This window comes from Streptococcus mitis (genome assembly GCF_946188695.1).
In the GTDB taxonomy this organism is placed as follows: Bacteria; Bacillota; Bacilli; order Lactobacillales; family Streptococcaceae; genus Streptococcus; species Streptococcus mitis_DF.
Map to the genome: position 1 here is coordinate 1 of NZ_CAMHWI010000005.1, position 12,488 is coordinate 12,488.

The window sequence follows — 12,488 nt, forward strand, 5'->3', positions numbered from 1 at the left end:
TCTTCTAGAGTGAGATGTTTTTGTTTTTTCGTCATGAGGTGCCTCCTCACGAAAAGTCTCAGACTTAATTCTAGCATCATTCGTCGTCTGAGACTAACTTCCAGTTTTGGGAGAGAGATGGAAGTTACTTTTAGAAGTTACGATTTTATCATATTTTTCAGAAAATTCATCAAAAACTTGCCAAATTGTCAGAATTATGAGAAAATAGAGGATATTTATCATGTGGAGGGACTGTTATGAGAGACGATATCAAAATCAATGACCGTGCTTTGGCCTTACAAGACCAAATTATCGAAAAACTAGAGAAGGTTTTTGATACAGATGTGGAATTGGATGTATACAATCTAGGACTGATTTATGAAATTAATCTGGATGAAACAGGTCTCTGCAAGATTGTCATGACCTTCACTGATACTGCTTGCGATTGTGCAGAAAGTTTGCCTATCGAAATCGTTGCAGGTCTGAAACAAATCGAGGGTATCGAAGATGTCAAGGTTGAAGTTACCTGGTCGCCTGCCTGGAAGATCACACGAATCAGTCGCTACGGCCGTATTGCCCTTGGACTACCACCTCGTTAATACTCTTCAAAAATCTCTTCAAACCACGTCAGCTTAGCCTTATCGTATAGATGTTACTGACTTCGTCAGTTCTATCTGCAACCTCAAAACGGTGTTTTGAGCTGACTTCGTCAGTTCTATCCACAACCTCAAAACAGTGTTTTGAGCAACCTGCGCCTAGCTTTCTAGTTTGCTCTTTGATTTTTATTGAGTCTAAGCAGGCAAATCACTTTTGAAGATGAAAAGAAGCAAGCCGAGATTGGCTTGCTTTTTAAGTTTATTTTTTACCTGACTTGTCCATATTCCAGAAGTCTGTAACGGCTCCGCGTGAAGCAGATGATACGATATGGGCATATTTACCAAGGACACCACGGCTGTAAAGCGGTGGCAAGGTTGTTTCTGCCTTGCGTTTTTCAAGTTCTTCTTCGGATACGGCCATGGAAATTTCTTTGGTATCCTGGTCAACCGTAACGATATCACCTGTACGGAGGTAGGCAATCGGTCCACCATCCTGAGCTTCAGGAGCGATATGTCCAACAACCAGACCATAAGTACCACCAGAGAAACGTCCGTCTGTCAAGAGGGCAACCTTGTCTCCTTGACCTTTACCAACAATCATGGAGGAAAGTGACAGCATCTCAGGCATACCAGGACCACCCTTAGGTCCAACGAAACGAACAACGACAACATCGCCATCAACGATTTCATCTGTCAGAACAGCCTGAATCGCATCTTCTTCTGAGTCAAAGACCTTAGCTGGTCCAACGTGACGACGCACCTTAACACCTGATACTTTGGCAACCGCACCATCAGGAGCGAGGTTCCCTTTCAAGATGATAAGCGGACCGTCTGCACGTTTTGGATTTTCAAGTGGCATGATGACTTTTTGGCCTGGTGTAAGGTCTGCAAAATCAGCCAAGTTTTCAGCAACAGTCTTACCAGTACATGTGATGCGATCGCCATGAAGGAAACCATTTGCCAAGAGGTATCTCATAACCGCAGGCACACCACCGACTTCATAGAGGTCTTGGAAGACATACTGACCAGATGGTTTCAAGTCGGCCAAGTGAGGAACGCGTTCTTGGATTGTATTGAAGTCCTCAAGTGACAAGTCAACATTTGCGGCATGGGCAATAGCAAGCAAGTGAAGAGTGGCATTTGTAGAACCACCGAGAGCCATAGTCACAGTAATGGCATCTTCAAAGGCTTCACGAGTCAAGATATCTGATGGTTTAAGACCAAGCTCCAGCATCTTAACAACAGCACGTCCTGCTGCTTCGATATCTTCTTTCTTGTCAGCTGATTCAGCTGGGTGAGATGAAGAGCCTGGCAAACTCATCCCTAGAACTTCGATAGCAGTCGCCATGGTATTGGCAGTATACATACCACCACAGCCACCAGGGCCAGGGCAAGCATTACATTCAAGACGTTTCACGTCCTCAGCTGTCATGTCACCGTGGTTCCATTTCCCGATTCCCTCAAAGACAGAAACCAAGTCAATGTCTTTACCATCAAGATTTCCCGGTGCAATAGTCCCACCATAGGCGAAAATAGCTGGAATATCCATATTGGCAATGGCAATCATAGAACCAGGCATGTTCTTGTCACAGCCACCGATAGCAACAAAGGCATCCACATTGTGACCACCCATAGCCGCCTCGATGGAGTCCGCGATGATATCACGAGATGTCAAAGAGAAACGCATACCAGGCGTTCCCATGGCAATCCCGTCCGCTACGGTAATGGTTCCAAACTGTACAGGCCAAGCACCTGCAGATTTGACACCTTCTTTCGCTAATTTCCCAAAATCATGCAAGTGGATGTTACATGGCGTATTTTCCGCCCAAGTTGAAATCACTCCCACAATCGGTGTTTCAAAGTCCTTATCTGTCATACCAGTCGCACGAAGCATGGCACGGTTTGGTGATTTAACCATGCTGTCATAAATGCTACTGCGGTGACGTTTATCTAATTCAGTCATTTGTTCCCTCCCATTTCAGTTTTTACTATTATAGCACATTTTAAAAGCAATGAACAGAAGAAAATTCTTGAATTTTCAGAAAATTCTATATACATATGAAATATTTAAAATTAAAAACAACAAAGCGGATTAGTGCACTTTCTGGTGACCAGAATATGCTTTGTAATCCGCTTTCTTTAAATAACGTAATGTAATTTTCACAGAAATTCTTTCAGATAAGTGTATTTAACATCTATCTTGCATTATAAAACTCTAGAACTTTCTCTTTTATATTCGATTCACTCAAACCATACTCATTAAGAAGATAATCCATTTTCCCTACTTGACCGAATCTTTCTTGAACACCCATCCGATGAATTTTTGTTGTTCCATCGTCAGAGAATAATTCACATAAAGCACTGCCAATTCCACCTATCTGATTGTGGTTTTCTACAGTAAATATAGTTTTTCCACTTAACATTGTTTTTATTTGTTCTGGTATTGGTTTGATTCTAAATAAATCTATGACACCTACTGAATAACCTAATTTAGACAGTTCATCCGCAACTCGAATACTTGGAGCAACCATTATGCCAGAAGCAACTATTACAACATCTTCACCGTGTCTTAACTCAATATAGCCTTTAGAAAAATCTTCTCCACCTTGATATACAGCCTCTGGAGCTTTTCTAATTGTTCGAATATATTTTAGTCCTTTTAAGTCTAATGTCTGGTTCAAGATTTCACGAAATTGGATATCATCAGTTGCTTCGAAAATGATTGATTTAGGAATTAAACGTAACAATCCAATTTCTTCAAATGGCATATGTGTCCCACCATTCATTTCTGCAGTTACTCCTGCATCTGATCCAATCACAGTGGCATCCAATTGTGCGTATCCAAGAGAAATAAATAATTGATCAAATACTCTTCGTGAAGCAAAAGGGCCAAATGTATGAAGATAAGGTCTAAAACCCTGAATAGATAAACCTGCTGCAAGGCCTACCATTTCTGCTTCCATAATCCCAACATTCACATAACGGTCTCCAAAGTCCTTTTCAAGATTATTAGTAGCCATCGAACTTGACAAATCTGCTTCTAAAACTACTATATCAGAGTAACTTTGGTTAGCTTCTAGAAGGAAATCTCTATACACATGTCGTAATTCTTTCGTACTTCTCATCATTCTGTTTCCTCCAATTCCTGACTTAATCTTTCTACAACTGAAGTTAACATTTGTCTCTCCTCTACAGTAGGGCGGAGATGATGATTGGATTTCATTTCTTCCAGCTCTTGAACCCCCTGACCTTTAATAGTATCTAATACAATACACTTAGGTGATGAATTATTTGACTGTTTTAATTGAACAATCCCTTCATAAATTTCTCTAATATCTGAACCATTGACCCTAATGGATTCAAATCCAAATGCTGAGAATTTTTCTACAAAATCTCCTGGATTACAAATATCCTTTGTAAAACCATCTAATTGTTTTTTGTTATCGTCTACAAATACAATTAAATTAGATAACTGTTGATGAGAAGCAAACTGTATAGCCTCCCAACATTGTCCCTCATTTAACTCACCATCTCCAACAATGGCATATGTATAAAAGGGACTTTTTCTTATTCTCTGACCATATGCAAGTCCGGTTGCGACACTAATTCCTTGTCCTAGAGAGCCAGTTGTCATATCTATGCCCGGCGTTAGATTTCTATCAGGATGAGACGGTAATTTGGTTCCATTTGTATTTAAAGAATATAAGAATTCTTTGTCAAAGAAACCATTCAAATAGAGTGTGCTGTACAAAGCTGGTCCAGCATGACCCTTGGATAAAACAAAATAATCTCTATCTCGTGATGCAAATATTTCTGGAGTCATTGGCATTATTTCACCATAAAGCACCGCTAAAACTTCTACTATAGACAGACTCCCTCCATAATGGCCGAATCCAAGATGATTCAATGTTCTAAGAGTATTTAATCGGATTTTCGTTGCAAATTTTCTTAACTCATCTTCTCTATTTTCACTTAAAATCATCCCTTATTCCTCCTTTGCAGATGGCTTTTTAATAAAGGATACTCCAAACATAACTGCTAGAATAAGAACAAGACCAATAATAATGCCTGCTTGTGAGCCAAATTGATTCAACATTCCTAAAACAATTCCTGATAGACCAAAATCTGCATCTGAGAAAGTTGATCCTTGGAAACCAAGTCCTCCCAAAACTGGCATTAAAAAGACTGGAAGAAAACTGATTAAAATACCTTGTAAAAATGCTCCAATAGTGGCTCCTCGAACACCACCAGATGCATTCCCAATGACACCTGCGGTCGCTCCACAGAAGAAATGAGGCACAACGCCTGGTAAGATAACAACTGTTCCTGAAGCAATCATAATTGCCATACTTACTAAACCACCAACAAAACTAGAGATAAATCCAATTAGAACTGCATTAGGTGCATAAGTATAAACAATCGGACAATCCAAAGCAGGTTTTGAATTAGGTACAAGACGCTCTGAAATACCTTTAAAGGCTGGAACAATTTCACCCAAAATAAGGCGAACACCTGCTAAAATAACAAATACCCCTGCTGCAAATTGACCTGCTAATTGTAAAGCATAAACTAGACCACTTGTACCACTACTGATTTCTTTTTCTATATATTCTGACCCTGCAAAGATAGCTACAATAATGTAAATAACTGCCATGGATAAAGTAATACTAACAGTACTATCACGTAAAAAAGCTAAACTCTTTGGAAATTTAATGTCCTCTGTTGATTTTGATTTGTCACCGATAAGGCTACCAGTAAAACCACTCAACCAATATCCCAAAGAACTGAAATGACCTAAAGCCACCTTGTCATTTCCAGTTAATTGAACCATATATTTTTGCACAAATGCTGGGGAAATACTCATAATAATACCGAGTGCTAATCCTCCTAGTAAGATAAGAGGCAAACTTGTAAAGCCAGCAACTGATAAAATAACCGCAATCATACATGCCATATATAGAGTGTGGTGCCCTGTTAAAAAGATATATTTGAATCGAGTAAAACGAGCGATTAAGATATTGAACACCATACCTGCAAACATTATCATTGCAGTAGCTGAGCCATATGTTGTTAAAGCTACAGCTACAATTGCTTCATTATTCGGAACAACTCCAGATAAATGAAAAGCATGTTCAAACATGGTACCAAATGGATTTAAAGAATTTTGTACAATTCCTGCACCACCAGATACAACTAAGAACCCAACAAAGGTCTTAATTCCACCTTTAATAATATCAGGTAATTTCTTCTTCTGAAGAACTAATCCTAAGATTGCAATTAAAGCTACTAAAATAGCTGGTGTACTAACAATATCCAATATGAACTTCATCATGACGCTAGCCTCCTATATAAGTCCTTTTTCTTCACAAATTTTAGTAATTAATTCTCGTAGTTCGTCCATATCAATAATACTATTTAAGATACGAACATCTCCAAGATGACTAGCTGAATCAGCTAGATCACGACCAACAATCCAAATATCAGCTGCATTTGGATCTGCTCCACCTAAATCATAGTGTTCAACTTCTACATCTGAAACATTCAAATCACTCAATACAGATTCAATATTCATCTGTACCATAAAACTTGAACCTAATCCTGAACCACAAGCTGTACCAATTTTTAACATTATCTAATCCTCCTGTTTAATTATCATTTCAATGTCATCATAGTTTTTTGATGATATTAAAGTTTGAACATGATTTTTATCTCTTAAAATTGTTGTTAAATGTGACAAAGCCTTTAAATGACTCTCATTATCAATGGCTGCAATACAAATCAACAATCTTACCTCTTGTTCCGGATCATCCAATAAATAAATCGGTTCTTCCAAAACTAACATTGACATTCCTATTTCATTCACACCTTCATCTGGCCGAGCGTGAGGAATTGCTACTCCCTTCCCTAAATTAATAAAAGGCCCAAACTCTTCTACTTTTTGAATCATTGCCTCAGGGTAGTTCTCAGTTATCTTATCTTGATCCAAAAGTGGTTTAGCTGCTAAACGAATTGCCTCCTTCCATCCTAATTTTTCCGAACTAACCTGATAAGTCTCTTTTGTAATTAATTCTTCTAACAATGGTAACACTTCCTTTCTGTTCATTTCTTGATAGAGATACCTCTTTAATGCTAATTTTAACTCTAATTCTTGTGTGATTATACTATATCGTCTTACTATGCTAATTATCTGATTAAGCTCAATATCTCGATAACCTGTATCTGGGAAATCTTTTGATACCAATTCAACTAACTGCGTTGTTTGCTCTTCCGTCATCATAACAGAAACTAGATAATTTGGCTTCTCTGTTTCTACCTTTATAGTAGAAAAAACCATATCATAGTCACTACTAGTTTTCGCCTGTAAATCATCAATCTTTGAGGTTCCTATAAACTCAATTTGAGGAAATAATGCTAATAGATTCTCTTTTAACATCAATGAAGAACTAATCCCATTAGGACAGATAATTGCTGCTTTATAACATTTTTGAGGCAAAGTATCTGCTTTCTTTAAATAACCTCCAAAATGGATAACAAAATATGCTGTTTCACTATCAGGTATGGGCTTGTCAATAGCGTCCATCAAGGGAGTCAAAGAATCTTTTACTAGTTCAAATAAATCAGGATAATGTTCTTTAACATGCAACACATATTCATTTGAACTAGGTAAGCCGAACTTTAATCTATAGTAAGCCGGTATAAGGTGGCGGCGAAGATTTTCTCTCAATACTTCCCTTTGTTTAAAATGTAACAAAGAAATATCTTCCATTCTACTTATAATAGCCTCTGTTAATTGATTAAAGTAAACCGGAGCAACATCTACTTCCCCTTCAAAGCAACTTGATAATAAAACTGTGATATAGCGATAATCATCCTCTGAAAACACCGTATCTATAATTCCCAAATCAACTACTGTATCCAATAAAATAGTCGTTATATCTTGAATAGTAGGAGATACTAATGTCTCTGAAAGATATACTCTTTCAACATCTCTTTGATACCTACATACAATGAATACTAAACCGAAAAGGCAAACTTTTAATTGATTAACAATAGGTACTATCTGTAGCTTTTCATAATAATCTTTAACCACCTGATCAATCAAATCATAAGTTAATGAATACCCCCAACTGGATAAAACATAATCCAAACCCCAAATCCCTATGGAGGATTCCAGCAGCTCACTAACCATTTGAAAAGCTAAACGATGCTTATTCCACTCTGAACCGTGTAAAGTATAACCTTTTGCTCTACTGTACCCTAGCTCCAAATCATTATCTAACATAATCTTTCTTAATGATTGAATATCAGATAAGGTTGTATTCTTACTTACTTTCAAAAAGTCTTGGTAATGATTATTCGATATAAAATCTAATCGGCAAAAAGTGTAAAGATAGATTAATGCTAAGCGAGTCGACTTTGGTAAAACCAATTCATCCGACTTAATAATATCTGTCAAAGACTGCTTCGTACGATTTGATAAACTATAGCGACCTTGTTTTTTATCCAGCACTATCCCTTTATTAGCTAGATAAGGCACTAAATAATCTATTCCTTCTTTGACTTCCTTTATAGGTAAGCTCACCTTAACAGATAATTCATATAATGATAGCTCACAATGATCCATCAAAGTCATCAAAATAACTAGTGCTCTATAATCAAACATTTCTCTTCCTTTCTAACTACAATTATAGTGTAAAAGTTATAAGAATAAAAGAGTATTTCAGCACAATATAATCTCACCTCCTACAAGTAATTATTGGGCTGAAACTTTTTATTAATTATTTTTCAACTTTCTATTGACTTTATAAATTAAAGTGATATCATTTAGATATCAAATAGCAGGAGGTCATTCTTATGACTGAAAAACTCATCAATTCAAAACCAAATGGTGTATTCGCATTGATTCTCATTGAGTTGACACTCGTACTTGGTATCTTTATACTTATAATGGGTGCTGGTTCGGAAAACGTTTTCGGAATTATTATCGGACTTTTATTAAGCTTAATTGCAGGCCTAGCTCATGCTGGTTTAAAAGTTGTCAAACCTCAGGAGGCTCTGGTTCTTACACTCTTTGGTAACTATACAGGTACCATCAAAGAACCTGGTTTTTACTTTGTCAATCCCTTCAGCGTAGCAGTTAACCCTGCAAACCACACTCGACTTGGACAAAGTGGTGACGTTAGCACGAAATCTCCTTTTTCAGGGATGAAATCATCAAATGGCAATGATGTAAATCTTGAAATTGGTAAGAAACAGATTTCCCTCAAAGTCATGACCTTGAGCAATTCTCGCCAAAAAATCAATGATTGTCTAGGAAATCCTGTAGAAATCGGTATCGCGGTAACTTGGAGAGTTGTCGATACCGCTAAGGCAGTCTTCAACGTTGATAACTACAAGGAATATCTCTCTTTGCAATGTGATAGCGCCCTTCGTAATATTGTCCGCATCTACCCTTACGATGTGTCTCCTAATGTAGATACTACAGGTGACGGGCAAGCTGATGAAGGTAGTCTTCGTGGCTCTAGTGAAATTGTAGCTAACCGTATTCGTGAAGAAATCCAAAGTCGTGTTGAGGATGCTGGCTTGGAAATCCTTGAAGCACGTATTACTTACCTAGCTTACGCTCCAGAAATTGCTGCCGTCATGCTTCAACGTCAACAAGCATCTGCCATTATTGATGCCCGGAAGATGATTGTCGACGGTGCTGTAGGAATGGTTGAAATGGCACTAGAACGTCTCAATGAAGGGGAATTGGTAGAGCTTGATGAAGAACGAAAAGCTGCCATGGTTTCAAATCTCCTAGTCGTTCTCTGTGGCAATCATGATGCACAACCAATTGTCAACACAGGAAGTCTTTACTAAAGATGGCTGAAGCTAAAAAAAAGCAGATCCCCCTTCGACTCTCAACAAAGTTATACGCTGCACTCGCATCATGGGCAGAAGACGACTTTCGTTCAGTCAATGGGCAAATCGAATATCTCCTCACAGAATGTGTCAAACAACGGAAGAAAGACGGAAAATACGTATCAGAAACCATTGATGAACCATTTGAGATTGATATTTAACACCTTCTCCTGTCTGCTGGGTCGGACGGGAGAATTTTTTCATCTTTTTTTGTCAAGTAACTTTACTTTACAAAAAAAATGTGTTATCCTAGTATGGTTGATGAAAATCAGTAGATTGAATCGAATATAAATACCTAAAGGAGAAATCAAAATGGCAGTACCTGCACGTCGCACTTCAAAAGCGAAGAAAAACAAACGTCGTACACACTACAAAGTAACAGCTCCATCTGTAAACTTTGACGAAACTACTGGAGATTACTCACGTTCTCACCGTGTATCACTTAAAGGATACTACAAAGGACGTAAAATCGCTAAAGCTGCATCAGCTGAATAATAGAAGGGAGATACCATGCGCGTAAATATTACACTTGAACACAAAGAATCTGGTGAACGCTTGTACCTTACTTCTAAAAACAAACGTAACACTCCAGACCGTCTTCAATTGAAGAAATACTCACCAAAACTTCGCAAACACGTTGTGTTTACAGAAGTTAAGTAAGCATTCAATACGAATCAATACAGAAGAAAAACGCTGATTCAAGCGTTTTTTCTTTTGGTTAATTTCAGTACATTTCAATAAAAATCATTCAAATAACTACATTTTTTGTGAAATAAATTAGATATTCGGATATATAAGAAACAGGAAGAACTAACTTCACAACAAAATTAAATGTAATACATTCTTCAATTTCTAGAAAATTGATTTTGAACCAATGTAGAAATACTGTAGTATAATAGGTTTAAAGAATTAATAGTAATAAATCAATAAAGTAGGATGGACATATCATGAAAAATCATGAAGATCAAGATTTGGAACAATTAAAATTAGATTTAGAAGATTATTTTAAAGAAATCATACCCCAAGACAACGTAGAGATTTTTTACTTTAAAGATAAGAAATTTTTTTTAGAACAGTTTAGCCCTTGGCATCAAGATAAGGGTAACAATCTGATTAATGAATTTATAAAAAAAGTTGAGAAGTCTGAAACAACTATGGACTTCTCTTGGCTGAAGATTCTATCAGATGACTTAAAAAAAGAAATAGAAAAAGCAGGTAGTCATTTGAATATGCGCTACCAAATTCCAACTCATTTTCATGGAGATATAGATACAGCTACTATTTTCCACTGTTTGGAAAATCCTAGAGGCTATTTAGGGGCTTATCAAGATAATCAAATTGATAAAGGTCTCGAGGAAACAAGCCTAAAAGGATATTATGGAAAAACCGAGATTTTGATAGCTGGTACTGAAAAAAAGAAAACTATTAAAAATATCAAAAAGATCTTAAAAGGATATAAAGAAAAGGAAATTGATATTAAATCAATTATAGAAAGAAGATATAAATTAAAAAGTATTAAAGACGTCAAAGATATCATTTATAGTAATCAAAGCAATTTAATGAGTGAGATTAAACATATGTTTGATTTAAAATCTGAGTTCGATTTCAAAAACAAGTCTAAAAAAAGTCAAAAAAATCTGTTAGAAAATTATTACTATTTGAGAGAGTATTATTCTCAACTTATTCAGATAAATAAGGTATTAGATTTTATAGAACTGGAAGGAAAGCAAAAGGAAATTGAAAATATTGCTCAACAAATATGTAATTTAGAAATTTATCCTTTTTCATGTGCTCAACCTGATTTAGGTGAAAATGGCATTGGTGAAAAGATTATTCTCAATTCAGACTTATCTAAGTTGGGTGCGTTCATTGTACTGAGAAGAATCTATAAATATTTATATAATAAGGAATCACAAAAACCGGTTTTTGTTTTTCGTAAATATGATGCAGCATGGGAGAAATTGTTTAGAAAATTATTTAAAGAAGCAAAGGGAGAAGATTTAGCTAATAAAGTTATGGAAAATCTAGAAAATAATTTCTTTTATTGTCAGTTACGACCAATAGGTGGAGGAATAACCGATGGAAATGTAATATCAGTTCCAAACTATAGAAAATTTATGGATATGAAAGAGTCTGCTTTTTATGAAATTACAAAATTACTACCTCGAATTGATGTAAAAATAATTGAAAAAGATAGCTTATAGCCAAATGGAAAAATTACAAATAAGCAATACGTCTAAAATCAAAAAAGAGCAATATTGCTCTTTTTAATATACGTATAAACTCTCAATCACGGTCTTCTGGAATAAATACATGAATATCAGCTTCATCACTTTGATTCCAATGAATGAATATTCTGCGACCTAATACCTTTTCTTCTATCTTAATTTCCTCAATTTCATAATAAACTTCTTCATTCGCATTAGTACTTTTCTCAAGATACTTTCTCACTTTTTGCTCAAATCTCAACTGTCCAGCATATTCCTTGGAGTTTCGATTAGCTCTAAAATCTTGAGGTGAGATATTGCTCTTGTTCCCTAGACCAAAAAATTGTTGAACCTCGTATTTATTTTCCTTAAGTTCATCCTCTGTAAGTAGGAATTTATCAAATGAATCGGCAATAAAATGCCCTTTGTCCTTAACACTCTCTTCTGAAATAGAATCTATTTCAGTAATATTATGATTAATAATATTTAGGCTAGAAACGAAATAGTTAGCGTTTGGTTTTTTTCTAAGTATAACCTTCCACATTATTGGATTTTCCCGATATATAGGTTTTTGGTCTACTCTATAATCCCTTTTTACTTTATTCAAAAACTTATAATATTGACCATCTAAAATCAACTGCAATTCCCATTTTTTAAACTCACAATTCCAATCACGAATGTTTAACTCATCACCATATCTATTACGAGTAATTGACATTAATGTGATTTTTGAATCTATATTCTCTGTCGTCATAATTCATTTTACCTTATTATTGATTTTTCTATTTTTATCAAGATTGAT

General features: G+C 36.0%; 13 protein-coding genes. 6 read left to right on the forward strand and 7 right to left on the reverse strand.

Features of this window, described 5'->3' with window-relative positions; translation table 11 throughout:
* Window positions 1–236 precede the first annotated feature (236 nt).
* A complete protein-coding gene (locus tag N8L33_RS03305; protein ID WP_001204052.1) occupies window positions 237–578 on the forward strand; it encodes a metal-sulfur cluster assembly factor in 342 nt (113 codons plus the stop codon).
* A 256-nt stretch (window positions 579–834) separates the two neighbouring features.
* Here N8L33_RS03305 and ilvD read toward each other — a convergent pair whose 3' ends face one another.
* The 6 genes from ilvD to N8L33_RS03335 form a co-directional block, all read right to left on the reverse strand.
* Window positions 835–2,538 (reverse strand): dihydroxy-acid dehydratase, encoded by a 1,704-nt coding sequence (gene ilvD / locus N8L33_RS03310; RefSeq protein WP_261058416.1) that lies wholly within the window; start codon window positions 2,536–2,538, stop codon window positions 835–837.
* A 232-nt stretch (window positions 2,539–2,770) separates the two neighbouring features.
* Window positions 2,771–3,703: a transketolase family protein gene (locus N8L33_RS03315; RefSeq protein ID WP_261058417.1), complete on the reverse strand. Its 933-nt coding sequence runs from the start codon at window positions 3,701–3,703 to the stop codon at window positions 2,771–2,773.
* Window positions 3,700–4,557, reverse strand: a complete 858-nt coding sequence (locus tag N8L33_RS03320) for a transketolase (RefSeq protein ID WP_033682908.1) — start codon at window positions 4,555–4,557, stop codon at window positions 3,700–3,702. The genes N8L33_RS03315 and N8L33_RS03320 overlap by 4 nt, the downstream gene beginning before the upstream one ends.
* A 3-nt stretch (window positions 4,558–4,560) precedes the next feature.
* Complete coding sequence (locus N8L33_RS03325; RefSeq protein WP_261058418.1) at window positions 4,561–5,907, reverse strand: PTS ascorbate transporter subunit IIC; 1,347 nt, start codon at window positions 5,905–5,907, stop codon at window positions 4,561–4,563.
* Between the two features lie 12 nt (window positions 5,908–5,919).
* A complete protein-coding gene (locus N8L33_RS03330; RefSeq protein WP_000912474.1) occupies window positions 5,920–6,204 on the reverse strand; it encodes a PTS sugar transporter subunit IIB in 285 nt (94 codons plus the stop codon).
* 3 nt (window positions 6,205–6,207) lie between these two features.
* Window positions 6,208–8,238, reverse strand: a complete 2,031-nt coding sequence (locus N8L33_RS03335) for a BglG family transcription antiterminator (protein WP_261058419.1) — start codon at window positions 8,236–8,238, stop codon at window positions 6,208–6,210.
* Window positions 8,239–8,429: 191 nt separating this feature from the next.
* On the opposite strand from N8L33_RS03335, the gene N8L33_RS03340 reads away from it, so the two are divergent.
* From N8L33_RS03340 to N8L33_RS03360, 5 genes are all read left to right on the forward strand, one after another.
* On the forward strand, window positions 8,430–9,437 hold the full coding sequence (locus N8L33_RS03340) for an SPFH domain-containing protein (RefSeq protein WP_261058420.1): 1,008 nt from the start codon (window positions 8,430–8,432) through the stop codon (window positions 9,435–9,437).
* A gap of 2 nt (window positions 9,438–9,439) precedes the next feature.
* A complete protein-coding gene (locus tag N8L33_RS03345) occupies window positions 9,440–9,640 on the forward strand; it encodes a type II toxin-antitoxin system antitoxin (RefSeq protein WP_000796544.1) in 201 nt (66 codons plus the stop codon).
* Between the two features lie 151 nt (window positions 9,641–9,791).
* Window positions 9,792–9,974, forward strand: coding sequence for a 50S ribosomal protein L32 (rpmF, locus tag N8L33_RS03350; protein WP_000290417.1), 183 nt, complete (start codon window positions 9,792–9,794; stop codon window positions 9,972–9,974).
* Between the two features lie 15 nt (window positions 9,975–9,989).
* Complete coding sequence (rpmG, locus tag N8L33_RS03355; RefSeq protein WP_001265622.1) at window positions 9,990–10,139, forward strand: 50S ribosomal protein L33; 150 nt, start codon at window positions 9,990–9,992, stop codon at window positions 10,137–10,139.
* 287 nt (window positions 10,140–10,426) lie between these two features.
* Window positions 10,427–11,683: a hypothetical protein gene (locus N8L33_RS03360; RefSeq protein WP_261058421.1), complete on the forward strand. Its 1,257-nt coding sequence runs from the start codon at window positions 10,427–10,429 to the stop codon at window positions 11,681–11,683.
* 82 nt (window positions 11,684–11,765) lie between these two features.
* Here the strand turns inward: N8L33_RS03360 and N8L33_RS03365 are convergent, their stop codons facing one another.
* Entirely contained in the window at window positions 11,766–12,440 is a 675-nt protein-coding gene (locus N8L33_RS03365; RefSeq protein ID WP_261058422.1) for a hypothetical protein, read from the reverse strand.
* Window positions 12,441–12,488: the final 48 nt, after the last annotated feature.